The organism is Mangrovimonas sp. TPBH4 (assembly GCF_001280505.1).
Lineage (GTDB): Bacteria > Bacteroidota > Bacteroidia > Flavobacteriales > Flavobacteriaceae > Mangrovimonas_A.
Window position 1 is genome coordinate 230,160 of the sequence record NZ_LBIO01000049.1, and the last position, 24,495, is coordinate 254,654.

Consider the following 24,495-nt stretch of genomic DNA (forward strand, 5'->3'; position numbering starts at 1 on the left):
ATGATTATTGGTTTACTTATTAGATTACTAACTTTTCCAGGCGTAATTTTAGACGCGTATTTCAATAAAATAACTTGCAATTATTTAAAGATAGAATTACTTCAGGTTAACTATTTTACTATAACCGGAGAAGAACTCCCCGTAGTCCATGAAATCCCAGAAGAATATTCAAAAACATTCGGAATTGCAGTGCTCCCCTTTACAATCATGTCATTAATTTCTTTGCTATTATTTTATGTGGGTTTAGAATTATTTCCAAACTCAGATTTTCTATTTGTATGGCTGGGTGTTTCGATTGCTGCCCATTCGTTTCCCAATACTACTATGGGAGACCTTTTGTGGAGCAATAGCTTAAAGGAAGTAAAAAAAGGAAATTATATAGCCTTAATAGGAATCCCCTTAGTAATAATCATATATATAGCCAGAATACTGCATTACTTTTGGCTTGACATTATATACGGATTTCTACTGTACTATTTGGTAAAAGGAGAATCAATTATTTAAAATAATATGGTAACATGCAACCATATAACAGACATTGCTTTGGATATTCACCTACCGAAACCATATACAAACCGCTAGACACACCTGAACAACTAATTTAAATAGGGTTTCTAATCTAAAAAAACGCTATGGCAAAATTTAAGATTGATTTTAAAATTGATTGGAAATCAAAACTTATCGATTTATTGATTGTTATTATTGGTATAACTATAGCTTTTAAACTGAACAATTGGAATGATTCCTTTAAAACAGAATTGGAAGCAAAGGGCTACATTGAGAGTTTTTATGAAGAAAACAAAACCAATTATGAAAGTCTTGTTTCTGCCATAGATTTTGCAAATTCTAATAAAAGGGACATAGACACCCTAAAAAATATGTTGTTATCTGGAACCTACTCAGATACACGGATCAAATCGCTAAGTGCAAGCATGATGACATTGGCCGATTTCAATCCTTCAACAACAACCATGGAGAACATTACAGCATCGGGGGAGTTTGATATGATAACGGATATCGACCTTAGAAAAGATATCATAAGCACCTATAAATCCTATAAAACAAGTACGAAACTTGAAGGTTTAATAGCCGACTATGTCAACGAATATGTAACCCCATTTTTTTTCGAAAATGTTCGATTTAGGGATTTTGAATCGATTAACGCCGACTTTAGTAAAGACCCTCATTTTGAAAATATTGTTTTAGGATATGAAGTGTTACTCAACCAACAAATTAGTGGATATAAAAGTAATTTGGAGAAACAAAAAGTACTTGATGACAGGTTAACTACCGCTAACAATAGGTTTAAGCAATAGCTGTTTTTGGTGGGTTTACGAACCTCAGTAGCTTGAATCACACACGCCAAACCAACCGATTTGATGATTTACAAAGAGCTAACTTTTGCTAAGTTGCAACCTAGTATAAAACTGACAGAAATCTCATAACAGCCATCCTCGGTCTACTCAATAAAAAGACTATAAAATGCTAAATGGCTATTTGCTGCCAAGCCAAGGAAGCATGATATACCACCAGCCCGAGGGCGATTTTACCTATGGAATATTAACCTACAAAAGCGTTACCTATAATGTCACGGAACTAAAAGACTAAGTATTTTAAACAACATCAAGAACAACCACGGCAAACCTTGAAATATACCTCAGCCTACAAAAGACAGTTTTTTCATACTAATTTTAAAGAAAACCCCTATTTTTAAGCAAAATAACCAACCTTGCTGATATCATGGGTATAAAACCATGGTGTTTAGCCCTTTGTTGGCAGCAATTTAAAAAACGAGATATGAAAACAATACTAACATTTATTGGAACAATATTATTGGCCAATTCAATTTATGGACATACTTGTTCAACTAAAGAAGTGAAATGCCCAATTGACAAAGAAAAGGTTGAATTCTGTGTTACGATGAGTATGACGACTTTTGGGACATTGTATGACTTTCAAAAGCAAGGAGCAATTGGTAATCATTACGAAGAGTTAATCAATGCTTGTCCTAAATGTCATTATTCAGGATATGTTTCGGATTTTGACACAACTTTTTCTAAAGAAAGACAGGAAGAAATTAAAGGCTTTTTATCTCAATATGATGATATGCTCATAGACGATTCCAAAGAGTGCTTGATAGCGGGTGAACTTAAGGAGTTCTTGGAAGAAACAAATGACGAAATTTCTAATTGCTACCTAATCGGAAGTTACCTTCTAAGATTGGACTCGACAAGTATTGACTTAAGAATTGACTTCCAAAATAAAACGAAAAAATATTTGATACAGGCATTAGAGCAAAATGAATATGAAGACTCTTCGACAATTGCTACAATTAATTATCTGATTGGCGAAATGTGCAGAAGAACAAAACATTTTCAAGATGCTGTGACATATTATGAAAAGGCGATTAATGATATAAACAAAAAAGATTGGGTAGAAGAAGTCGCAATTAAGCAGAAAGAACTTGCAATTGAGAAAGATGATAACAATGAAATATAAAAAGCCAGCTGCCAACAAAACCTATACGCAATGCCCTTCAGGACACTGCGTATAGCCAAACCGTTGGCATTCATTAAATTCAAACATTAACCAATGGCAAAAATCTTTAGAAGAATAAGACAAAATATGATTCGGGATAATAAGGTCATCAAATATCTTCTTTATGCTATTGGAGAAATTATACTAGTAGTTATTGGAATTTTAATTGCCCTAAGTATAAATAATTCGAACGAATTAAAAAAAACACGAGAAGCAGAGAAAGTCTATCTAAAAGAAATAAAGAGTGATTTAATTCAAGATACATTATTGTTGTCTCAAGTAATTAAAGACCACAAATGGCGAATTGCTCAATTAATGTCTCAAGACACAACTATTGACTTTATATTCGAGGAAATTATTGGTAAGCTACCCAAAGTAGAAGGAGTATCTGAATTAGAATATATTTTCTTTACAGACAGAAAATTTCGACCAAAAATTGGAACTTATAATTCAATGATATCTGAAGGGAAATCAAACATAATAAGCAATCGTGAGCTATTTAATAATATTCAAAATATCTATGAATTAGAGGTCCAAAATATCATAGCTATTGGTGAAGATGTGTTGGATCGTTCTACAGAGTTAAGAAATAAATATGCATATGAAATAAAATATGGTGATTTTGGTTCTCCGATTACAATTACAGATAAACGAATATTAGCTGATATTTATATTTCATCTAGACAACTTAATTATTATACAAGGCAATCAGTCCTTTTAAAAAAAAGTATTACAAAATTAATCGAGCAAATAGAAAACGAATACAATTCTTTAGAATAGAGTAACGCAAGACTAACTTAAGACGTATATTCTTCTATGCCTATTACTAACCCATAGTAATTGTAACGAATTTATGTCTAGCACGTCATATTGTACTAAAGACCAAAAAATGAAAAATCCAATTCTAATATTATTTGCATTAGTATTACTTAGTGCCTGTAATGACTCAACTAAATCCAGCACTACCAACCAACCAACGTTAACTGATTATCAGGTTGGTGAGAAATGGGTATGGAAATATAAAGGTGTGACTACTGAAGGAGAAGTTCGCTCAGATGGAACAGATACAAGAGAAATCATAAGTTTTGACGGAGCCCTAGGTATGACTATTGGAAAAGATACTATTCCCGTTACCGAAATCGTTAAACCAGATGTAAGCGAAACACCGAAATACGACTGGCCTCTCGAAGTGGGTAAAAAATGGAAATATGAAAACAGTTGGACAAGTCAAGATGGAACTACTGGAAACCAAAGTCAGAATGCCGAAGTACTATCATACCAAGAAGAAACAGTAGAAGCGGGAACATTTATGGCCTACACAATACAATACGCGGGGAAAACTACCAATTCTAGAGGATATAGCGCAAATGAAACAGAAGTTTGGTTATATGCACCTGCTGTAAAAAACTTCATAAAACTCACTCAAAATCAAGGTGATTTTCACTATGTGGAGGAATTGATCGAATATTCAAAACCAAAATAAAAAAAGAAACTCAACAATGGCTACAAGTAATTGCTTGTTCTCGCCTAATTGCTTATTTCAAAATACGTAGACCCACATTCAAATATGCCCTGCTTTTTACGTCCAAATCCAGTTCGGTATTAAGGTCGTCATCTTGCACCTGAAATACATTCCTAACGGCAATACCCCCTCCTGTATTCACGTAAAGATCGCCTATAAGCTTGAATTGAAACTCTGGCCCCAAGGTGATTCTGGAATAGGACAGCCTGTTTAAATCCAAAGCAGAGATTATGTCATCAAAATGCACATTGTACAAATTACCATACACCGCAGCCTTAAACCCCAATCGGTACTTGTCATTGAACACATAGTATTGACTTGCATAGGCAGGCAAAATCACCGAGGTTAACCACTTCTCTTTTTTATAAGTAAGACTCACAAGCGGAATGATGGTTAAATTTCCAAAACGGCTGGTATAGGCCAATCCAAAACCATACTGAAAATTTTGGCTTGCCCTTTTGGTAGCCATGGCCGACACCTGGAAGATAAAATCGTCGGAATTCAAACGTCTATGAAAATCGGAAGCTATGGTAGGCATGGCATTAAACACAAGCCTCCAACGTTTGGGCAGCACACTAATAAGCCCTATAGACAATTGAATAGAATGATAGCTCTCTTGGATATCCAAGGCACTTTGGTCGAACGTTGTATGATAATTGAATAAGGTATAGTTGATACTGTTGAACAAATAGGTCTTTTTTTCCTTTAAGGGAAAGGCGATTTGCATGGTCAAGCGTTGCTCGTTTATTTCCATTTCGCCCCTATCGGTATCGGTATTAAAACTTGTTTTGGGGTAGTTGAAATGGTCCAAGGTTAACAATGGAAACTTATGGAATTGCTTATATACGGTAGAATCCTGTGTACTTTCTTGGGCCGTAACAGTTAGCGTGAATAGCACTAACAAACATAAGGTAAGGTGTAGATTGAGGTGTTGTGGGGTGAATGTCATTCTCTGTTTCGTAGGTATTACAATTTAAACATAGCTGCAGCTTGCTGGCTCAGGTATGTTGCCATGAGTCATTTTATTTAAAATGGTGATAGGATTAGGCTATTTCGGAACATTCAAAACCGTTGGAGGTCAGACATTGAATCACAAGGTCCGAAACCATGCGGTTACCGCTCAAGCGCAAGATGTTATCACAGTCTTCCAAGTCAAAATTGATCATAAAATCAGGAATAATGGCCTGTAAGTGTGTAATGACCTGTTGCGCTACATGTTCATTGTTCACATTCGTTTTATAGATGGTAACGTCCATATGGGTGTAAATTGTATAGTTTTTAAAAATTGAATTGATATAAAACCGAACGGTTGGTATCCTTCTGGTTCAAAAGAAATTTAATCCTTACTGATACTTTTATAAATAGCTTGAAATTGTTCTTTCATCTGCTCTAAAGCTTCATCGGCCTGCGATCTCGAAAAATAATAGACGCCAATGCCATAGTTTTGAAACAGGAACAGTTTGGCCATTTGTTCGTCGGTGAGCGGTGTGGCTATTTCTCCGCTGGCCTTGGCCTTGGCAATAACCGTTTTCCAAAGCTCCAATTCTTCTTCATGAATTTGAGTTTGCCGTTCCTTAAAACCGTCCAAAAGCTTTATGGCATCAAACACCAAGGCATAATGGTTGGCCTTTAACACCTCTTTAGAGGCTCCACTCTCTTCCCTGTATTTCATGATCCGCTTTTCCAATACGTCTATATAAGCGCTGTAGAATTCTTTAAGCGTTCCTTCTGAAAAGGCAGCCAATTCTTCAACTTTTGTGCGTTGAATAAAGACATTCACTACCTCTTCGAAGACCTTTTCCTTACTACTGAAATAATGATAGAATCCCCCTTTCGAGAGGCCTGTAGCCTTGACAATATCCTGCATGGTTACCTCATTATAACTTTTGCTGATAAAGAGGTTAAAGGCAGTTTTGACTATTAAATCTTTTGAATCACTCATAAATAAACCGACCGTTTGGTCGGTAAAAGTAATTCATTTTTTTGGATAGACAAAAAACCGCTCCTTTTTAACAAAATATCTCTTCCTAATTTACATACACATACAAGATCAATAGTCCTTCCCTCCAAACAAATCAAAGAATACCCCTACAAAAGCGTCGCCAATAATGTAACGGAAAGAGAACTAAGCCTTTTAAACAATACCATTTAATACTACATACAAACGCTACAATACGGTAAAACTTACAAAAGAAAGCATTTTCATAGCTGATATTCAGATAAATACGTATATTTATTCATAATAACTACCTAGCTAAAAATCGACCTAAACATAATATGCCTAGTCCTGTATTAGCAACCATTAAAACACCACATAATGAAATCAAAAATCTTCTTAATCCTGATCAGCTTTTTGGCATTCACCTCTTGCCAAAGCCAAACAGATTCCAACAAAGCGACTAATAAAGAAGCTGTAAAAGCAAATGGGCCATTGGATCGTACCATCTTACCTTTAACACCACCCGAATATGAAAAATCCACCGTACTAGATGCTAGAAATGCCACGGCACCCGAACCTTGGTCTTTAAAAGCCCCTGAAGGTGCTCCAAATGTAGTAATCGTACTCATTGATGATATGGGTTTTGGTCATAGCAGTGCTTTTGGTGGCCTTATCAATATGCCAACGGCTAACACCTTGGCTGAAGAAGGCATACAATTCAATCGGTTTCATACAACTGCCATATGTTCAGCTACGCGAGCTGCCCTGTTAAGCGGCCGCAATCACCACAGCAATAATATGGGTAGTATTACGGAAACAGCCACATCCTTTCCAGGAAATACAGGTATCATTCCTCAAAGTTGCGCAACAGTTGCAGAAATCCTGATGCTAAATGGCTATAACACTGCCCAGTTTGGTAAAAATCATGAAACAGCTTCTTGGGAAGTTAGTACTTCTGGTCCTTTTACCCGTTGGCCTGTATACAAAGGCTTTGAAAAATTTTGGGGCTTTATGGGAGGGGAAACCAATCAATTTTATCCAGCCGTTTATGACGGTACTACTAAGATAGAAGTCGATTCGGAAGACCCGGACTACCATTTTACCGAAGATATGACGGATCAGGCCATTGGCTGGATGAGAGCTCAAAAATCATTAACGCCTGATAAACCATTTTTCATGTACTATGCTCCCGGAGCTACACATGCACCTCACCATCCGCCAGCTTCATACATTGACAAATACAAAGGACAATTCGATGAAGGATGGGATGCGTATCGTGAAAAAACCCTCGCTCGTCAAATAGAAATGGGCGTTGTACCTAAAGGCACAAAACTAGCTCCGATGCCAGAATACATCAAACCATGGAACACCTTAAGTGATGTAGAGAAGAAAATATTCTCCAGACAAATGGAAATCTTTGCGGCTTTTGCTGAACACACAGATGACCAAGTAGGAAGACTTTACGACGCCATTAAAGAACAGGGAATTGCTGAAAACACGCTCTTCATATATATGCTAGGAGATAATGGAGCAAGTCCTGAAGGTGTTGCTAATGGACTTCTAAATGAGAATACGTATTTCAATGGTGTGGAAGAATCTTTGGATTTTGTTGCTTCAAATCTTGAAAAATTAGGAACCAGACAGGCATTTAGCCATTTCGCAGCGGGTTGGGCAGTTGCCGGTAATACACCATTTCAATGGACCAAAAGGGTTGCTAGTAACTTTGGAGGTACGCGTAACGGAATGATCGTTGTTTGGCCTGGTAAGTTGAACCAAGTTGATGTGGTTCGTGACCAGTTTAGTCATGTCATAGACATTGTACCAACTATATTAGAAGCGGCCAATGTGCCAGAACCCACTAGTGTAAATGGGGTTAAACAAAAACCAATTGAAGGTGTTAGTATGCTGAAAACATTTACAGACCCTAAAACACCAGAGTTTCACACCACTCAGTATTTCGAAATGGTAGGAAATCGTGCCATTTATAAAGATGGTTGGGTTGCCGCAACGATACATATTGAACCTTGGGCAAATGAACCAAGAGCAACACTTGAAAACGACACTTGGGAACTTTATAATGTAGAGGAGGACTTTAGTGAAAGTAATGATCTTTCCAAAGAAATGCCTGAAAAAGTAAAAGAATTACAGGAGGTATTTTTAACTGAAGCTACAAAATACAGTGTGTTACCAATTGATGACAGAAGTACAGAAAGACTTGATGCCAAAAGAGCTGGAAGGCCAGATTTAATGGGATCTCGAAAATCACTTACCGTTTACGATGGTATGTACCGTATGATGGAAAACGCATTTATAAATGTAAAAAATACCAGCAGCACCTATACTACAGAGGTAGAAGTAAAAAAAGGCGCTAACGGAGTCATTTTTGCCATGGCAGGACGATTTGGTGGCTATAGTTTATATATGATGGATGGAAAACCTGCCTTTACATATAACTGGGTAGGAAAAGAGCAATATCATGTTGTGAGCTCGAAAGCACTCCAACCTGGAAAACATACCATCAAGTATGATTTTGCCTATGATGGTGGTGGTATTGGTAAAGGTGGTTTAATGACTATTTATGTAGATGGTGGTAAAGTAGCGGAAGGTCGCATAAAGAATACGAACGGTAACATGTTCTCTTTGGATGAAGGTGCCGATGTTGGCTTTGATGAAGGAACCAATGTGAGTGATAATTATAGCGTTAATGTAAATGAAAATCGTTTCACTGGAAAGATAAATTATGTTAAAATAGATATAGAGTAAACGGTTATCAACATTGCATATGGCCTGTGGCAGGTGGACATCCTTAATCCAAGGGATAAACATTTTGCTCGGCGTAGTTTTCAGCAGAAAATTACGCAGTACGGATCTGCCGCAAGCCATGTGTAAAACCGTTAGCAATTAAACCAGCACTGTTCGGGTCTATTCAATACCTTAACGCAACAAATCTAAATTTATAGATTTCTGAAAATGAGTTCAAAACATGGACGTTCCGAATTTTTGGCCAGCTCCTATAAGCTAGGACAAAAGTCTTGCATTGATTCTCGACAAACCTGCAAATTTTAAACTAGGTGAATAGGAAATATATGCTTCCATTTATGCATATGGACTTTCTGGAAAGGCTCCAGATTATCAGTGTTTTGTAAAGAATAAGACACCTACTCAGCACCACTAAGCTTGCCTCCTTCCCACTTGGAACATCATTAGCAAAGACGTAAGTCGGTTTTCTTTAATTATCTTTGGACCAAATTCCCCTACAACGAACCATTGCATCTTGTTGAACCAAGACCAGCCATTTATTTAACATGAAGACAAAAGCACCTAGTACAATTTCATACCCACTTATGGTACCAACTGAATGGTATCAGTTTTTGGAACACCAACATCTAGGCAGCATTGATCAGGAAACATTTGTCTTCGATCCAAGCATTGGGCAAGGGCATTTGCAGTATATGGAATTCCAAAAAGGGTTTTGGGCACAACAGATGAATTTTACGCTAAAGGATCCTTTTGACATTACACAAACTGCCGGCACAACCAACGACCTTTTTATTGTTAGCTTTTATCTTACCAAAGCCCCCATCAGCCAACAGATAGATGAAAAAAAGTTCGAATTTAATTTCGACAGTATCAGTATAATGCTAAGTTCGTCGGCCTCCATTAGCCTATACCACATTCCTGCCAATGAAGAGGTAAAGATATTTCAGATAGGATTTACTAGAGATTGGCTGCTGGCCAATGCCTTCGAGGACAGCAATCCAAATTTGAAACGTTTATTTGTGAGTGACGACCCTATATACATGGCCGAAAATTTGGATTACCAGTTTAAATATTTGGTAAAAGAAATGGACTTGCTCAGTTCCAATCGCTTGTTGCTGTTTTCCGGGTCTCTACAGCTTCTCAATACCTTATTTACGAAATTCGAGAACCGGCAGTTGAACAGCTCCCAACATTCCAATATTCACCATAATGATTTGGAAAGTTTATTACAGGTGCGCACTTTAATGGATGAAAACCCCTTGCAACCAATTAGTTTGGATGAACTTGCGCAACAGTCTGGGATGAGCCTGTCCAAATTCAAGCGTTATTTTAAACAGGTCTATGGGCTTAGTCCTTACCAATATCACCTGCAGAACAAATTGGCGGTTGGTTTGGATCGACTGCATCAAAACTACTCCGTTTCGGAAGTTGCTTTTCTATTGGGCTATAACAACCTCAGCCATTTTTCAAAAGCATTTAAAAAGCATTACGGTTTTCTACCTAGCAACGTACAAAAAGACTCCTGATACCCAAATTTAAAATTGGCCCAAACACTAATTGAATGGGCCTTTTGATAACATTTTTTCAAAAAAAATTAGGCGTTTGGATTGAATGCCTTTGCCATAATTACGGTATTGTCTTTGGTAGAATTGATTCTAAATGGACGAACCGCTTGGTATTCCTCACTGTTGAAACATTCCATGGCCATCTCTTGTGAAGGGAACTTAATAATGGCATGCATCATTTTCTTTTCACCCTCTATGGCTAGTGCTTCGGTATCGGACACCAACAACTCACCTCCGTATTGTTGCAAAATTTCCAATACTGCGGGTGGATATTTTTGAAAGGTTTCAAAATCTACGATATCGTAACTGATGATAAAATAGGTTTCCATGATATTTGCTTTTGGTTTTATAGTTATGTGTAATGAATTTTAAATTATGCTTCGTTCAGTAACGCTTTGGAGCTCACAATGCCCAGCTCATTGGCCGCTTTAGGTCCATCTCCTGAAATCAATTTTCTATCAACAATTACTTTGCCATTCATAGTCTTGTTGACAATCTTAATGCCTAGACTGTTTAATTTCTCCCCATAGAACCAAGGCATGCCTCCTGGCAAATACCCCGTAGCCGGCAGCAGTTTGTCCATACCATCCGGACAAGCAGCAATAGTATAGCCACTGTAGGGAGAGCTATCCCCGGTTGATAACAAAGCCGAGGGCCCGTGACAAATGGTAATGAAGTGTTTGTTGTGTTTGGCCGTCCAATTAATGAGCTTTTCAACAGCCCCACTGAATGGCAGATCTGCAATAACACCATGGCCTCCCGGAAAATAAACAGCGCAGTAAGGACTACGGTCATTCAACTGACCAACCAATTCCCAAAGATTTAATGGCTTTTCAAGCTTCGATTTGTATGTACCATAAAGCGCCATCACCGCCTCATCTTCTGTAGGCATGGCCCAATGTTCCAACGCCATAGCATCACCAGTGGGTGTTGCAATATCGATGGCAAAGCCAGCTGCCTCCCAGTGTAACATGGGTATAAATAACTCAAAAGGATGGTTGCCCGTTTGAAACAATGTTCCGTTTGCCATTTTGAGCAATTCGGTTTCTGTTCCAACTATCAAAATCTTCTTTGAGGAATCCTGATTTCTATTTTCAAAATTATAGGGTGTATAATCCGTCTTTTTATCAACGGCCAGTTTCAATGCAAGTTTAGAAGGCGAATATGTATTCTCCAATTCTTCATAGGGTGCTACGCCAAATATTTGCTTGATACAATTCATAGGGTTTGGTTCGTCGGTTTTTAAGTATCGCTACCTATTAGTATGCAATGATAACACCATTGCACTTGGAACAATTACCCCTAAAAGGCCAAGAATTAATGGAAAAAGGTTTTTTAAAATCCCAAACCAGTGTACCCAAGCACATTGTAAATGCAAGTTTGGTAATCTTTGAATGCCCCCTTTACAACAAACTTTTAGGCATCTTATTAAACGAAAGACAGACCAATTAAATAATGTGAAGACAAAAGTGCCTAGTACTCCATTTCCAGTACCAACTAACACACTCAATTACTTAATGTAAAATAACAGAAGTTAAAAGCAATTTGGTACAGCCCAACAAACTGCCCAAGCAACCAAAAGTTATTTAATTAAAAAATTAGTCAATTAATCATTGAACAATGTTATGCTATTATTAATGATATACAACTTTTGTTGCAATGACTCTATGACTGTATTGAAATTAAAAAACCTACAGAAATCTGCAGGTTTCTTTTACTGATTTAGTATTTTAAATTATCAGAACTTATTTGAACAAAATTCCAAAGCAATAGCTAAACGTTCAAACATATTTGTATGATGTCCTCCTTCGTAGGTTTCGAAAGTATAATCAATGTTATAGAAATTTAACTTTTCTACGATATAGGGATGTGTTAGATTAGTGCCAAGTTCATCATAGATCCCCACATCAAAATAGATTCCGTTTAAAGAATTGAAATTGTCATAATATATATCCAACATAGAAAAAACATCCTGTTGGTGCCAACGATCCATTACTTCCATGACTGGATGAACAGATCCGTATTCATCAAACTCAAAAGGCAAATCTACATAATAAGGTGGGTTATTAAGATTTGGCGACCAAGCAGCACTCATTGCATACATGGCACTAGTTAAAAATTTACTTGAATCTGGCCCCGTAAAACCATTTGGATTTTCTTGTTCAATAACAGCAGCAAATTCCAACAAGGCATCTACTAACAACAAACCACTATGGCTGCCAACAACTCCAAAAATATCGGGATGTAGCATACCAAATTTAAATGCAGCATAGCCGCCTTGGGAATGTCCCACTACGGCACGACCGGTTGGGTTAGCTATAGTACTATAATTTTTGTCCATATAACTAACAAGATCATCGACAATAAAATCCTCAAAATTGCCATTCAGTATGGAATTAGTGTAAAAACTAAATCCGTAGGGTTCTGTAGCTGCATTAGGCATAACAATAATCATGGGCTCGATAAGACCATTACTAATTAGGCTATCTATCCAAAGCCTAAATCCTTCTTCTGGAAAATCTGGGTATTCATTACTAAACAGGTATGGATTATTAATCCATTCGTCCCAAACACTTTCATCTATAAATGATTTTTCAGAAAAAGGGAACCCATGTAATAAATATACAACAGGATATTCTTTAGTGCCATTTTTTTTATATCCTGGTGGAGTATAAATCTGCAATTTTCTAACATAAGAATTTCCTATAAAATTTCCATACAGTGCTTCACTCTCCAAGACCCTATTTTGAAGTTTACTCTTCTCAATTTTTCTATAGGAATCCTCAGTCTGCACGTTGTCAAAATCTGAATTGACAGGTTCTGTCTCACAGTTTAAAAAAGCCATTAGTACCAAAAGCACTAAGGCAAAAGGTGTTAATTTTTTCATGACATTACTATTTAATCTGTTATTTTGGTATCCAACAGAGCATTATCCTCTTTCCTTAAACATAGATTTTCTGGTCTATTGAGCTCTGTAAATTGTCAGGAATTAAATTAATCAAGATTCGGCAATCTAGATTTTCTTATAGTACCAAATTATTGCCTATTTGTGCCATTAGAATAGAAGCTTGGCCAAATATCTCAGTGAAGTGTGCTGGGACTAAACCCATATTTTTTTGTAAACACTCTACTAAAATGGGAAAGGTTTTTAAAACCAGTTCTAAAAGCTACCTCAGAGACATTCATATCACTAGAAATAAGTAATTCTTTTGCTTTTTTTAGTTTAAGGGTCATTATAAATTGGTGGACAGTTGTATTTGTGAGCGAAGAAAATTTTCGATATAACTGGGAACGGCTCATAGACATATTACTGCACAATTGATTTACACCAAAACTTTCATCTCCAAGATGTTCTTCCAGGATGTGTCTTACCTTCCTAATAAACTCATGTTCTCTGGATTTGCTCTTATTTAATGGGGCACTCAAATAATTTTCTGTTGCTATGGTATTATAGTGTTTTTGTAAAGATTTTCGAAGAGCAATTAGTTTTTCAATCCTAACAAAAAGCTCTTCATTATTAAATGGTTTAGTTAGGTAAACATCTGCTCCCGCATCTAGTCCTTCCAATTTAGACCTTTGGTCGGCCAACGCTGTTAATAATATTATTGGGATGTGACTGGTTCTAATATCATCTTTTAATAGATGGCACAAATTAAATCCATCTAAATCTTGCATCACATCGCTTATGATTAAATCAGGAATCACCTTGAGCGCTTTTTTATAACCTTCAATACCACTATTGGCCATAATAACATGATAATCATTTGAAAGCAAATTCTCTAAATAATTTCCTAAATCCAAGCTATCTTGAATAATCAGTAGATTGAGCAATTCACTATTCACAGTCCTCATTTTATCACCCTTAACACTATTCGCTATAGGTAATTGCATTGGGTGTTTCCTATTTAAATATCCAACATTAAAATGCATTTTATCACGCTCAAGGGTAATTGGAAGCTGAACAATAAAAGTCGTCCCCATACCTACTTCCCCCTCCACATTGATTTTCCCCGCCATAGCATCCACAAACTCATTGACCACTGCAAGTCCCAACCCAGCACCTTCCCGCAGGTCCTCTAAGTCATTGTCTACTTGATACAATTTGTCGACAATATTTTTTTGTTGATCCAGCGGAATCCCCGAACTGTTATCTTGTATTTTTAATTCCAAACACTTTTCATTCGCAATCTCTTTACTAGTAATTGATATTTTAATTACACCATTCCTTGGAGTACCTTTAATTGCGCTGAACAAAAGGTTCGATATAATACCCTTTATCTTATCAGGATCGAAATCCATTATAATCTCATCGGGACTAGATTTAAATTTTAGAAAAATATTTTTTGCTTTAGCCAAGGATTGAAAAGAACAGGTAAGATATTGAAGGTATACAACAATGTCCTCTTGAACTAAGTTCAAGGACATGGCTTTGGCTTCTAACTTAGATACCTTGAGCAACCTATTGGAAAGTTTTATAAGATTATTAGTATTTCTACTGATAGTTTCATGACCTTTATAAAGCCAATTTTCAGGATCCTTCAGTATTTGATCCATCATCCCGGAGATTATACTTAAAGGGGTTCTAAATTCGTGTGAGATATGCTTAAAGAATTTTGTTTTTAAATCATCTAATTCCCTAACCCTGATTATTTCTGTTTTTTTGGCCTTTTCAAGTTCTCTGACAAAATACAAAAGGGTTAAAAATATAAATGAAGCACCAATTAGAAAACCTAAAATATGTCCTGTAAAAAGAAGATCCTCAAAAGTATGTGGATTTGATAAAGTCGCCAACAACATACCAATGATATAAATTAAGAAAATCAAAGTTGCTCTTTTCTTATTTGGGAAAATTAGCGCGAACATCGGACCTAAAAACCCCACATACACTAGAGTTCCTGTGAACAACATTCCTCCCATAAAATAAACTTTTAAAGAAGTAAGAACGACTATTATTATTTGACTAAAGAAGCTATAATTTTCTATATGTTTTTTGTAAAAATGGAAGATTAAAAGTGGTACGAATAGACAAATTATGAAGATTATATTCAAAAGGAATACTGCTGCTCCATAATTATTTCCAATTAAATAGGCCGCTAAAAGCAATACAGGCAACCCAAAAAAATTGAAAATATACCAAATTTTTTTTAATAAAACAGTTTCCTTATCATCACCCGGGTAGCAGAGATATTCGTTGAACTTAGCATTCAATTTATCAATTATGTTTCTAAAAGAGTTAATGCCAAGGTATTTTAATTTTAAACTTTTAAAGATAAGAAGTTATTAAAAAAGCAACAATGATAAATGTCAACTATTCATCCAAAACTCCGTTTTAATGTGTAATTCCAATTACAGATAAATGGGGTTTTTCGGATGTAAAAAATTATGATTCATAAATTCCATACAAACCAGACATTATACTGCCAAAACTATAAAATAACTTTACCTATCTTTAAAGGATTAACTCCCCACCTCGGAGCAACTTTTTCAAACTTTCTAAACCCATTAGCATAACAAATGGATGTAGTAAACTATAACAAAGCGGCCTGGGACCATTACGTTGATAAAAAAGACCGCTGGACCATTCCCGTATCTGAACAAGCATTGGTGGCTGCCAAAAATGGCAACTGGAATATCGTGTTGACGCCTACAAAGCCGGTTCCCCACAATTGGTTTCCCGATCTGAAGGATTTAAAAATTTTGGGACTGGCCTCAGGAGGTGGACAACAGGGGCCTATTCTGGCAGCTTTAGGAGCCAATGTTACAATTTTTGACAACTCGGAAAAGCAATTGCAACAAGACAAAACCTTGAGCGATAAATTTAGCCTAGGTATAAAAACAGTACAAGGGGATATGAAAGACCTTTCCATTTTTGAAGACAATTCATTCGGCTTAATTTTCAATCCCTGTTCGGTGCTTTTTGTAGACAATGTGTTACCCGTTTGGAAGGAATGCTTCCGGGTTTTAAAACCTAATGGCGTTTTAATGACGGGACTCATCAATCCTATGTCATTTCAGTTGGACGAAGATAATTTGCAACTCATTTACAAGCAGCCTTACTCCGACTTACATTCTTTACCCAAGGAAAAACTGGAAGCATTGAAAGCAAATAAGGACCCCTTGGTATTTGGCCATAGCTTAACCGATCAAATAAACGGACAATTGGAGGCGGGATTTAACTTGACAAATATGTATGAAGGCAATTGGGGCGGAGAAAGCAAAATGGATGATTTTTTTCCTGCGTTTATAGCTACTAGGGCTATAAAACCACTTTAATAAGGATATACTTCCCTTAACACATAACCTGTCTATTATTTAGTACCTTTATAGTTTAAACTTTAAAGACCTCCTGTTTTGGATAAGCCAAGAAAACCCTCTAAATTATTTTTACGTTTTATAAAACATGTCAATACCATCAGAGACCATTCAAGGCATGACAATGTGTTGATTAACACATCGCTGTACAGGCACTTCTCTGAAGAGGATATTGAGATCAATATAGATAACTTGACAGAGGAATCTAATCTTGCCATAGAACATGGCTATTTGTATCCGGACTTAACCCCCAATTTCAAGGTAAAAGATAAGGCCATCCCGGATGCAGGAATCGACATGAAAGTACTTGGTAAATCCTTGAAAAAAATAATTGATTTTATTGATATTGGGGCCCCTGTAGGCTTTATGAAATATTACCAAGATTATTTTGAAGCGCCTTTTGACAAAACAAATAAGCAGTTTTGGGAAGAGGTTTTTAAAATGAAAATCCAAGATTAAAAACCCAACAAAAAAACTTAAAATCCCTAGCATTACATGGCCTTGTAAACTCATTCCCATTTCAACTAATGACCTCCACTGGATTTAAAACTTAAACCGCTCTTTACTTCTCCTTGTAATATTAACACCAGACTATTTTGATTGAATTCCCGGATCTTCTTCCGAATTTAGTTTTGACTTTGTCCATACAACCCTAAATTCAATGTTGCTTTATTGTTTCTTTTAAGTTAAATTTACATTAACCAGCCCCATCGGTGTGGATATGGAAGCGCAATATCTAATCAACAAATTCATTCCTGAACTTCCTTACTATCGGGAAACCGAAACTTTGGAATATATCCCTGAAACCAGTTCAGATGATTACAAATGCTATCGTTTTACCTATAGAAGCCACAATCAGGAATTGATATCCCTTTTGGTTGAATTTGACCTAAAACGTGAAAAAGTCTCTTTTGGTCTATGGGGCAGCAGCACCATGGAAACCCACAAATTGAATTTATAAACTCCAACTCTTTAAACAAATACAAAGTCAATATTCAACCTCCTTCACAAAAAAAAAGCACCCTGCAAAGAACAGGGTGCTTTTGGATTCAAAAAAACAAAATCAAAAAGACAAGCTATCCAACGTTAGTTCTTCAGGAACTGAACAAAAACGTTTTGCTGCCCTTTATTCAACTTTAGAAAATATAATCCTTGAGAGTAGGAGCTCACGTTGATACTTAAATCTTCCTCTGAACTTATCTCCTCATGTCGTATATTTTGCCCAAGTGCATTGTATATTTCATAAGAATCTGGTAGCTCATGGGCACCTAGCTTCACTATCAATATATCGCTGGTTGGATTGGGATAAACTTTCATTCCTGCCTCAACAAAATAGTCGGCACTCCCAAGCGTTTCATATTGAATGGTTACAGATTCCATATCCTCAAAGTCTCCTCCCTCTACCAAAATACTTCCTTCCTCATCTGTTAATACGTAGGAGCCTTCTCCATAGGTACAACAAATACCATCACCATAGGTATCGTTAATTGAAAACAAGTAGCAGTCTTCATTACCCAACTCAAAGGTTTCGGTAAAAACCGCTCCGGAATTTCCATCGGTATAGGGCCCACCAGAATACAATACAACACCTTCGCCATCTTGAAGGGACCAAGTCGTTTCAGAACCAAAAACATCCAAAGTCAAAGTCAGGTTAATTTGGGAAGCGGCTACCTGCAATGCATCACTCACATTAAAACAAGTACTATCACTATCGTTACACGTACGGGCATTCAGTTCATTTGCCACCGAAACATAAAAGGTATGATCTCCTGCGGTTGTCTCCATAGGTTCCAAAGCCACTTGCACACTAGATTGAGGGTCCAAACTTCCAGACCAACTAAATGTAATTGGGGTTGTATCATCAATATAGCATTGAAAGGTGGCTGTCGTTAATGTTTGAGTACCATAATTGGAAAGCCTTACTATAGGCGTAATGGACGCGCCACAACCAATTTGCAATTCATCAATGGCCACACTAGGGTCTGATGCTACCTCCAATGGCGCACTCAAAGCTGGGGAATCCTCCAAAGAAGCCCTATTGGTTGAAGCACTCAACACGGCAAGGATTCTGGCTTTTTGGTCATTGGTAAACACATTCATACATTCATCGTTGGTATAATCCATAAAATTTTCAACCATATCATAACTATCGCAAGAATAGTTACTCTCTGGACAGCCGTAGTTGGCCGTTTCTACCGCCGGAGTATCGTCACAATAATCCTCATCGTCACATGCTCCTTGAAAAGTATGATAAAGGCCTAAAAAATGCCCAACCTCATGGGTCATTGTTCTTCCTTTGTCGTATGGAGCAATAAGAGCGAAGGTACCATCATCATAATCGGAACTTCCAAAGGTGGTGTAATTGGAAGCGACACCATCTGTACTGGCCGTCCCTCCAGGAAATTGGGCATAGCCCAAGATACCATCCAAATCATCAATAAATTTTGCTGACCACATGTTTAAGTAGTTTGCCGGATCCCAATAGGTTTGTGTCTTTTGGCTCTGCATGTCGCTATACCCTACGCCATCCATACAAATATTTACCCTGTCTATTCCATTGGTTGGGCATCCTTCCGGCGTTTGCTGTGCTAAGACAAATTCCACCTCCACATCGGCGCCATCTTCGTGGGTATTATAGCCTGGGGTCCCCATCAAACGGCGGTAATCTTCATTAAGCACCGTAATTTGCGATAGCACCTGAGCCTCCGTAATATTTGGACCGACTCCAATGGTCTCGCCATTATGCAATACATGAACGACCACCGGGATGACAATAATATCGTCTGTAGCGGCACTGTTCCGTTGCGATTTTATATCCTTTAATGTTTGCTCAAGCTTGTTTTCAAAGCTTTTACTCCCCATCATATTGGGATGTTCATTGCGAAGAATGGTATTATATTCATCGGAATAACATCTCACAACGGAATTAGGCTGCAGATGAGATGATTTTTTCATTACTGGACTATGTTGAGCCCAACCTTGCATACACAAGGCCAAGCAAAAACATAAGGATGCTAGATAAAGTTTGTTCATAATATTGTTGATGTGTTAAAATTAAACGTAACTAAAACCCCCGCTACTTGTACTTTCTCTTTTGATACCAAATATCGGATAAGGACAATCCAATATGGATTGTGTTTAAGTTCTCCTGAATTACCGAACTACTGGCAGCGCCAGAGGTAAAACGTCGAGCATAGGAAATGTTCAAAGAAGAAAAATTACGCCCCAAAGGAATGCCAACACCTAAAGACCCCTCAAAATTATCGGTTCTCATATCATCGATCATCAAATACCCCGAATCGTATTTCACACCGGACCTAAAACTAAAGTACTCCCAATACTTCTTGGGATCGGAAATTTTATACTGCATCCCAAAACTATAAACGCTTTGATCCACAAAGGTTCCAAGTTGATCTTTTTGATTGGTGGCATCCCAAAACTTATGGTTGAAATCCAGATTAAACAAAAAGTTCGATTTAAAAGCATATGTGAATCCTCCCCCTACATGCCACGGCATGTAAAAATTGCTAGCGCCAACATCATTTTCATCTTCAACAACACTTGAAATGCCATCCGTGGTTTTATAAACATCAATGTTTTTCTTTGCACCTACCCTCGTAGGAAGGTTAACAATAGTTCCAAAGGTCAAGTTCTTAGTGATATTCGCTGTCCCACCAAATCCCAACTTGACACCATTATAGTAATAGTCCTCCTCGATCGCCAATTCCGATAAAGTGGTCGCCGAATACTGGGATTGCTCTATCTTTCCAAACAAGTAGGAAGCTGTAAGCCCTAAATTAAATTTGGCACCTATTTGATAACCGTAACTCAATTTAAGTTCATTGATACCGCCTGAACCGATAAAAATATTTTGGTATTCCGCATTGGCACCTTCCACGGCCAAAGGTTCGCTGATAAAAGAATAGCCCACAGAAGTTGCAGGAAGCAGCGACAAACTGATTCCAGATTTTTTGTTCAACTTGGTGGCCAAGGCAAAATGAGACAAATTAGATTGAAGAAACGTTTTACTATTCCCGGAATTTGAAAGTTTGTTGACAGACACATTGATCCCTGCATCCAAAATGAAAATATCATCATACAGCGTACTAAGCGTAGCTGGGTTTAAATCGTTAACAAAATAGGGATTGTTCCAGGCCAGTCCACTTTGCGACATACTTGGTGCCAACCCAATACTGTTGGGGTTGTAATATCCCAAGCCATATATGGAATAAGGGGACCCGTTGGAGGAACTGGATTGAGAATATAAAGACATGGATGCTAAAAACACTAGCAAAAATGCCCCGTATAACTTATAGGTTTTAATTTTCAACATCATAAACGGCATAAACAATTTTTAATTTGGGACGGTATTCAGAGTCGGGATCATCAGTAATTATCATCCTGTCCACCATCGCATTGAACAGCTCAGGATAAAAGGCCAGCCCCTCATTGGTATCCTGAATGTCAGGATTGAGAATGTCATCGATATAGCCATCCAATGGCACTTTATAGGAAGTCAGCTCAAACTCCGATGCGCCTTCAACCCGTTTGGCATAGATATAGTCTTCACCATTATCCAGTTGAGAGGTGATGTTATTCTTCCCTCTAATTTTTGACACGATTAAAGAATCCTGCAGATGGAATGGTTCGGGATACGTTCCCCATTCGGGGGTAAATATTAAATCTGCACTCAAAACAGTTCCCTTTACAGGTAAATTGTAAAGATCCTTCAGGGTTGGAAAATCAATCCTAAAAGTATAGCCTGATCCCGATTGCATGACCCCTTGGTACGCACATTCGGAGGTTGCGATACTCAGGTCTTGATCTGTCATTTGCGTCAAGCAGTCACTACTATTGGTAGAGGAAATTTTATTATACGAAGAGACATCGCTTTGGCTCAATTTAAGATCGAAAGTATCCGACTCCTCCCCAACCTCTCCGCCTTGGGAATAGTAAAATCGCAAATAGGTATCCTCTGTACTCTTGGAAATACCTATGATACAGGCATCATCTTCGAGTGATGGCTGCAGGGTAATCCCTTTAAAGACTTCCTCAAAATCGGAGAACTCATCTACTTGGTTGGCTTCAATGGCATTAAAAATGGCAAGTCCAAAACTATTTGGCAGGCTTATATGCATAGAATCCGCAGACATGGGCCTAGGTGCAATAGTCACCTGTTCGACTAATATTTGGTTGTAAGCAATAGAACTGGTATTGTAGAAATCGTCATTTGCCGGTTTCACCTTTTCCATGACTTTGTGGATATTCAATGTAATGGGCTGCAGGGTATCACCATAGTAATAGGTATCGTAGCCTAAAATCAAAGCCACACTATCCAAGGTAGAACCATCCTCTATATAGTAACTGGTAGGGTACATCTGAAAGAAAGGCTCGGCGCGTACCGTTCCAAAATACTCATCCTCGTACTGGCCCAACAGCAACCGATCTGTGCCCGAAGTAACAATACTGTCAATCTTGAAATTGGATATCTTGACGGTAAAGGTATCAATGGCCATTATTTTGGTTCCGACCTCCAGATAATCACCATCCACAAGAAAATAATCCCCTTCATAAGGTGATGAACACGCTCCCAAGGTCAACACTACAATGAGTATGCTGAGAAAAGACTTCATAGCTACATTTTTTTAGATATGAAGCAAATAAAAAGGATTTTGGAAGTCAAAATTGTCAAGACTATACACACCAAGGTTTTTTATCTATGTAAACCGAAATTCTCACTACGACTCCTTAAAACTTGGTTTATAGATAAAACAGTCTGCTTTAACTGTGAGATTCCCCTGTTTGTATATTATATATAAAAGAAAAGAAAGTTGCAATCTACGTTTGCGACGATGAAAAAGAGAACATTAATTACGCTTTGCATTTTTTGCTGTGCCAACATTATTCACAGCCAAATCACGGAAGCCCCCAAAAACAATGAATTGTCGGGAGACCTCAGCTATGAAATCATTCCAAGTTTAGGCGACCAACAACTTACAATTATTGGAGGTGAAGTTGACCAGACCATTGGAATTGGCGCATCGTCTCTAAACTTTGGTTTGGGATATTACAATTACGGCTTCATCTTTAACAGTGTTGCGAAAGACGAATCTCTAGTAAATGCCTTTGAACAAAACCACCTGATTTCACTCCATGCAGGTTACGGCTTATCATTTGGGAACCAATGGCATTGGCAATTATCTCTTAGCCCAACGTTTTCTAGCACTTTAAATGATTCCCCTTCATTGGAAGATGTAATTTTCAATTCCAAAAGTACCATCTCAAAAAGGCTAACATCTACAGGCGGCCAAATCGAATTTGGTCTGGGCTACGGAACTCTCTTTGGTGCGCCTAGCCTCTACCCAATCATTTCATACAACAGTGCTTTAGGAACAAAATGGCACTATCAAATTGGGTTTCCAGAAAGCTTTATCAAGTATAAACCTTCTTGGAAAAACGAATGGTCTTTTTCAGCACAACAGGACGGGGATTATATAAATAATCCAAGACCCTCCAATTTTTCCAGTAACGAAGAGGCAATAGCGAACAGCAAACTGGAATATCGAAGTACAAAATTTGAGCTGAACTATTCAACCGCCTTGCACGAATGCTACCGTGCATACATAGGTCTAGGATATTATACAAATACAAGCTTGGAAATAAACTCCCCAAATGGGAAGTTACTGTATCCGCTTAACAGCGACAACTCCTTTTCCATCAATTTTGGGATAAAGTTTCAATTGGACAATAACATAAAAACTAAAGAAAAATGACAGATTTATTCAAATTAAAATTCCGCAATGAAGCTATTAAAATGATAGCCATTTCTCTGGCCTGCCTTACCATGGGCTGCAGTTCAGATGATGACGATGATGACGATTATGGAGACTGGGTTGAAGTTTCCGTTTTTGACGGTGTCCCTAGAAGCAATGCCGTGGCTTTCACGATAGACAACAAAGGTTACATGGGTACCGGTTACGATGGAGATGATTACCTGAACGATTTTTGGGCCTATGATTTTGATGGCAACTATTGGTATCAGTTGTCAGACCTTCCTGGAGTAGCCAGAAGTTATGCCGTGGCCTTCGACGCCAATAACAAGGGCTATGTTGGTTTGGGATATGACGGTGAAACCAATGACGAACTAGGCGATTTTTACAGCTACGACCCACAGGCAAATACTTGGACGGCCATTGCCGATTTTGGTGGCGGTACCAGACGTGGCGCTGTGGCATTCAGCTCTGAAACTGCAGGCTATGTTGGTACAGGATACGATGGACAAAATGACAAAAAAGACTTTTGGAAATACGACCCTTCAGCCGACACTTGGACGCTTCAAACCGGGTTTGGAGGAGAAAAACGTCGCGAAGCTTCTACCTTTAAAATTGATAATACGGTGTACCTAGGAACTGGGGTTTCCAACGGACTTTTCCAAACAGACTTTTGGGCCTTCGATTTGGACACCGAAACATGGACACAGTTGGAGGATTTGGATGAAGATGATGATTACAGCATCGTAAGAAACAATGGCGTTGGGTTCTCAATGAATGGCAAAGGCTATTTCGGATTGGGCGTGTACAGTTCGTATGTAGACAACGCCATTTGGGAATATGACCCACTAAGTGACAGCTGGGAAGAAAAAGGAGACTTTGAAGGTGTTGCACGACAAGGATCCATAGCGTTTAGCAATGGTAGCAGAGCCTTTGTTGCCTTAGGAAAAACAGGCAGCCTCTATTTGGATGACAATTACGAATTCTTCCCTAACGAGGTAAAGGATACAGATGATTAATAAAACTACATAACTCCCAAAGGGTTAAAGTGATTAGGTTATCGCTTTAAACCTTTGGGATTCAAAAAGC

22 protein-coding genes are annotated in these 24,495 nt (G+C 37.8%); 12 read left to right on the forward strand and 10 right to left on the reverse strand.

Going from position 1 to position 24,495, the window contains the following annotated elements:
* The 5 genes from ZA05_RS10040 to ZA05_RS10060 all read left to right on the forward strand — a co-directional run bounded on the left by ZA05_RS10040 (nucleotide 1) and on the right by ZA05_RS10060 (nucleotide 4,021).
* Entirely contained in the window at nucleotides 1–504 is a 504-nt protein-coding gene (locus ZA05_RS10040; protein ID WP_053991557.1) for a hypothetical protein, read from the forward strand.
* Nucleotides 505–632: 128 nt separating this feature from the next.
* Nucleotides 633–1,316 carry a DUF6090 family protein gene (locus tag ZA05_RS10045; protein WP_053991558.1) on the forward strand — a complete coding sequence of 228 codons (684 nt, stop codon included), beginning with the start codon at nucleotides 633–635 and terminating at the stop codon, nucleotides 1,314–1,316.
* 481 nt (nucleotides 1,317–1,797) lie between these two features.
* Nucleotides 1,798–2,499 (forward strand): DUF2225 domain-containing protein, encoded by a 702-nt coding sequence (locus tag ZA05_RS10050; protein ID WP_197276078.1) that lies wholly within the window; start codon nucleotides 1,798–1,800, stop codon nucleotides 2,497–2,499.
* A gap of 93 nt (nucleotides 2,500–2,592) precedes the next feature.
* Nucleotides 2,593–3,318 (forward strand): DUF6090 family protein, encoded by a 726-nt coding sequence (locus tag ZA05_RS10055; protein WP_053991560.1) that lies wholly within the window; start codon nucleotides 2,593–2,595, stop codon nucleotides 3,316–3,318.
* A 73-nt stretch (nucleotides 3,319–3,391) separates the two neighbouring features.
* A complete protein-coding gene (locus ZA05_RS10060) occupies nucleotides 3,392–4,021 on the forward strand; it encodes a hypothetical protein (protein WP_231632476.1) in 630 nt (209 codons plus the stop codon).
* Between the two features lie 52 nt (nucleotides 4,022–4,073).
* Here ZA05_RS10060 and ZA05_RS10065 read toward each other — a convergent pair whose 3' ends face one another.
* The 3 genes from ZA05_RS10065 to ZA05_RS10075 all read right to left on the reverse strand — a co-directional run bounded on the left by ZA05_RS10065 (nucleotide 4,074) and on the right by ZA05_RS10075 (nucleotide 6,002).
* Nucleotides 4,074–5,009, reverse strand: a complete 936-nt coding sequence (locus ZA05_RS10065) for a DUF6268 family outer membrane beta-barrel protein (RefSeq protein WP_053991562.1) — start codon at nucleotides 5,007–5,009, stop codon at nucleotides 4,074–4,076.
* 94 nt (nucleotides 5,010–5,103) lie between these two features.
* Nucleotides 5,104–5,316 carry a hypothetical protein gene (locus ZA05_RS10070; RefSeq protein WP_053991563.1) on the reverse strand — a complete coding sequence of 71 codons (213 nt, stop codon included), beginning with the start codon at nucleotides 5,314–5,316 and terminating at the stop codon, nucleotides 5,104–5,106.
* Between the two features lie 80 nt (nucleotides 5,317–5,396).
* Nucleotides 5,397–6,002, reverse strand: coding sequence for a TetR/AcrR family transcriptional regulator (locus ZA05_RS10075; protein ID WP_053991564.1), 606 nt, complete (start codon nucleotides 6,000–6,002; stop codon nucleotides 5,397–5,399).
* Nucleotides 6,003–6,377: 375 nt separating this feature from the next.
* On the opposite strand from ZA05_RS10075, the gene ZA05_RS10080 reads away from it, so the two are divergent.
* Together ZA05_RS10080 and ZA05_RS10085 are read left to right on the forward strand one after the other, a co-directional pair.
* Nucleotides 6,378–8,762: an arylsulfatase gene (locus ZA05_RS10080; protein ID WP_082333738.1), complete on the forward strand. Its 2,385-nt coding sequence runs from the start codon at nucleotides 6,378–6,380 to the stop codon at nucleotides 8,760–8,762.
* A gap of 542 nt (nucleotides 8,763–9,304) precedes the next feature.
* Nucleotides 9,305–10,285, forward strand: a complete 981-nt coding sequence (locus tag ZA05_RS10085) for an AraC family transcriptional regulator (RefSeq protein ID WP_053991565.1) — start codon at nucleotides 9,305–9,307, stop codon at nucleotides 10,283–10,285.
* A 68-nt stretch (nucleotides 10,286–10,353) separates the two neighbouring features.
* On the opposite strand, the gene ZA05_RS10090 is transcribed toward ZA05_RS10085, so the two are convergent.
* From ZA05_RS10090 to ZA05_RS10110, 4 genes are all read right to left on the reverse strand, one after another.
* On the reverse strand, nucleotides 10,354–10,653 hold the full coding sequence (locus ZA05_RS10090) for a DUF1330 domain-containing protein (protein WP_053991566.1): 300 nt from the start codon (nucleotides 10,651–10,653) through the stop codon (nucleotides 10,354–10,356).
* Nucleotides 10,654–10,697: 44 nt separating this feature from the next.
* Complete coding sequence (locus tag ZA05_RS10095; protein ID WP_053991567.1) at nucleotides 10,698–11,546, reverse strand: DJ-1/PfpI family protein; 849 nt, start codon at nucleotides 11,544–11,546, stop codon at nucleotides 10,698–10,700.
* Nucleotides 11,547–12,062: 516 nt separating this feature from the next.
* Nucleotides 12,063–13,211 (reverse strand): esterase family protein, encoded by a 1,149-nt coding sequence (locus ZA05_RS10105; RefSeq protein ID WP_053991569.1) that lies wholly within the window; start codon nucleotides 13,209–13,211, stop codon nucleotides 12,063–12,065.
* Between the two features lie 194 nt (nucleotides 13,212–13,405).
* Nucleotides 13,406–15,532, reverse strand: a complete 2,127-nt coding sequence (locus ZA05_RS10110; RefSeq protein WP_053991570.1) for a helix-turn-helix domain-containing protein — start codon at nucleotides 15,530–15,532, stop codon at nucleotides 13,406–13,408.
* Nucleotides 15,533–15,838: 306 nt separating this feature from the next.
* On the opposite strand from ZA05_RS10110, the gene ZA05_RS10115 reads away from it, so the two are divergent.
* The 3 genes from ZA05_RS10115 (at nucleotide 15,839) to ZA05_RS10125 (ending at nucleotide 17,597) form a co-directional block, all read left to right on the forward strand.
* The gene (locus ZA05_RS10115) at nucleotides 15,839–16,597 is read left to right on the forward strand and encodes a class I SAM-dependent methyltransferase (protein ID WP_053991571.1); all 759 of its coding nucleotides are present in this window, start codon (nucleotides 15,839–15,841) and stop codon (nucleotides 16,595–16,597) included.
* A 78-nt stretch (nucleotides 16,598–16,675) separates the two neighbouring features.
* Nucleotides 16,676–17,095 (forward strand): hypothetical protein, encoded by a 420-nt coding sequence (locus ZA05_RS10120; RefSeq protein ID WP_053991572.1) that lies wholly within the window; start codon nucleotides 16,676–16,678, stop codon nucleotides 17,093–17,095.
* 262 nt (nucleotides 17,096–17,357) lie between these two features.
* Nucleotides 17,358–17,597: a hypothetical protein gene (locus tag ZA05_RS10125; protein WP_053991573.1), complete on the forward strand. Its 240-nt coding sequence runs from the start codon at nucleotides 17,358–17,360 to the stop codon at nucleotides 17,595–17,597.
* A gap of 125 nt (nucleotides 17,598–17,722) precedes the next feature.
* On the opposite strand, the gene ZA05_RS10130 is transcribed toward ZA05_RS10125, so the two are convergent.
* From ZA05_RS10130 to ZA05_RS10140, 3 genes are all read right to left on the reverse strand, one after another.
* Nucleotides 17,723–19,591 carry a M43 family zinc metalloprotease gene (locus ZA05_RS10130; protein WP_197276079.1) on the reverse strand — a complete coding sequence of 623 codons (1,869 nt, stop codon included), beginning with the start codon at nucleotides 19,589–19,591 and terminating at the stop codon, nucleotides 17,723–17,725.
* A gap of 121 nt (nucleotides 19,592–19,712) precedes the next feature.
* Entirely contained in the window at nucleotides 19,713–20,972 is a 1,260-nt protein-coding gene (locus tag ZA05_RS10135; RefSeq protein WP_157514648.1) for a hypothetical protein, read from the reverse strand.
* On the reverse strand, nucleotides 20,956–22,269 hold the full coding sequence (locus ZA05_RS10140) for a DUF4270 family protein (protein WP_053991576.1): 1,314 nt from the start codon (nucleotides 22,267–22,269) through the stop codon (nucleotides 20,956–20,958). The genes ZA05_RS10135 and ZA05_RS10140 overlap by 17 nt, the downstream gene beginning before the upstream one ends.
* Nucleotides 22,270–22,488: 219 nt before the next feature.
* Between ZA05_RS10140 and ZA05_RS10145 the strand changes: the two genes are divergently transcribed.
* Both ZA05_RS10145 and ZA05_RS10150 read left to right on the forward strand, forming a co-directional pair.
* The gene (locus tag ZA05_RS10145; protein ID WP_053991577.1) at nucleotides 22,489–23,409 is read left to right on the forward strand and encodes a hypothetical protein; all 921 of its coding nucleotides are present in this window, start codon (nucleotides 22,489–22,491) and stop codon (nucleotides 23,407–23,409) included.
* Nucleotides 23,406–24,425 (forward strand): kelch repeat-containing protein, encoded by a 1,020-nt coding sequence (locus ZA05_RS10150; protein ID WP_053991578.1) that lies wholly within the window; start codon nucleotides 23,406–23,408, stop codon nucleotides 24,423–24,425. The genes ZA05_RS10145 and ZA05_RS10150 overlap by 4 nt, the downstream gene beginning before the upstream one ends.
* Nucleotides 24,426–24,495 lie beyond the last annotated feature (70 nt).

Bases quoted from the DNA above. Each gene is read 5' to 3' on its own strand.
- ZA05_RS10040 (WP_053991557.1), top strand. From the start codon at position 1: ATGATTATTGGTTTACTTATTAGATTACTAACTTTTCCAGGCGTAATT.
- ZA05_RS10045 (WP_053991558.1), top strand. From the start codon at position 633: ATGGCAAAATTTAAGATTGATTTTAAAATTGATTGGAAATCAAAACTT.
- ZA05_RS10050 (WP_197276078.1), top strand. From the start codon at position 1,798: ATGAAAACAATACTAACATTTATTGGAACAATATTATTGGCCAATTCA.
- ZA05_RS10055 (WP_053991560.1), top strand. From the start codon at position 2,593: ATGGCAAAAATCTTTAGAAGAATAAGACAAAATATGATTCGGGATAAT.
- ZA05_RS10060 (WP_231632476.1), top strand. From the start codon at position 3,392: ATGTCTAGCACGTCATATTGTACTAAAGACCAAAAAATGAAAAATCCA.
- ZA05_RS10065 (WP_053991562.1), bottom strand. From the start codon at position 5,009: ATGACATTCACCCCACAACACCTCAATCTACACCTTACCTTATGTTTG.
- ZA05_RS10070 (WP_053991563.1), bottom strand. From the start codon at position 5,316: ATGGACGTTACCATCTATAAAACGAATGTGAACAATGAACATGTAGCG.
- ZA05_RS10075 (WP_053991564.1), bottom strand. From the start codon at position 6,002: ATGAGTGATTCAAAAGATTTAATAGTCAAAACTGCCTTTAACCTCTTT.
- ZA05_RS10080 (WP_082333738.1), top strand. From the start codon at position 6,378: ATGAAATCAAAAATCTTCTTAATCCTGATCAGCTTTTTGGCATTCACC.
- ZA05_RS10085 (WP_053991565.1), top strand. From the start codon at position 9,305: ATGAAGACAAAAGCACCTAGTACAATTTCATACCCACTTATGGTACCA.
- ZA05_RS10090 (WP_053991566.1), bottom strand. From the start codon at position 10,653: ATGGAAACCTATTTTATCATCAGTTACGATATCGTAGATTTTGAAACC.
- ZA05_RS10095 (WP_053991567.1), bottom strand. From the start codon at position 11,546: ATGAATTGTATCAAGCAAATATTTGGCGTAGCACCCTATGAAGAATTG.
- ZA05_RS10105 (WP_053991569.1), bottom strand. From the start codon at position 13,211: ATGAAAAAATTAACACCTTTTGCCTTAGTGCTTTTGGTACTAATGGCT.
- ZA05_RS10115 (WP_053991571.1), top strand. From the start codon at position 15,839: ATGGATGTAGTAAACTATAACAAAGCGGCCTGGGACCATTACGTTGAT.
- ZA05_RS10125 (WP_053991573.1), top strand. From the start codon at position 17,358: ATGGAAGCGCAATATCTAATCAACAAATTCATTCCTGAACTTCCTTAC.
- ZA05_RS10130 (WP_197276079.1), bottom strand. From the start codon at position 19,591: ATGAAAAAATCATCTCATCTGCAGCCTAATTCCGTTGTGAGATGTTAT.
- ZA05_RS10135 (WP_157514648.1), bottom strand. From the start codon at position 20,972: ATGATGTTGAAAATTAAAACCTATAAGTTATACGGGGCATTTTTGCTA.
- ZA05_RS10140 (WP_053991576.1), bottom strand. From the start codon at position 22,269: ATGAAGTCTTTTCTCAGCATACTCATTGTAGTGTTGACCTTGGGAGCG.
- ZA05_RS10145 (WP_053991577.1), top strand. From the start codon at position 22,489: ATGAAAAAGAGAACATTAATTACGCTTTGCATTTTTTGCTGTGCCAAC.
- ZA05_RS10150 (WP_053991578.1), top strand. From the start codon at position 23,406: ATGACAGATTTATTCAAATTAAAATTCCGCAATGAAGCTATTAAAATG.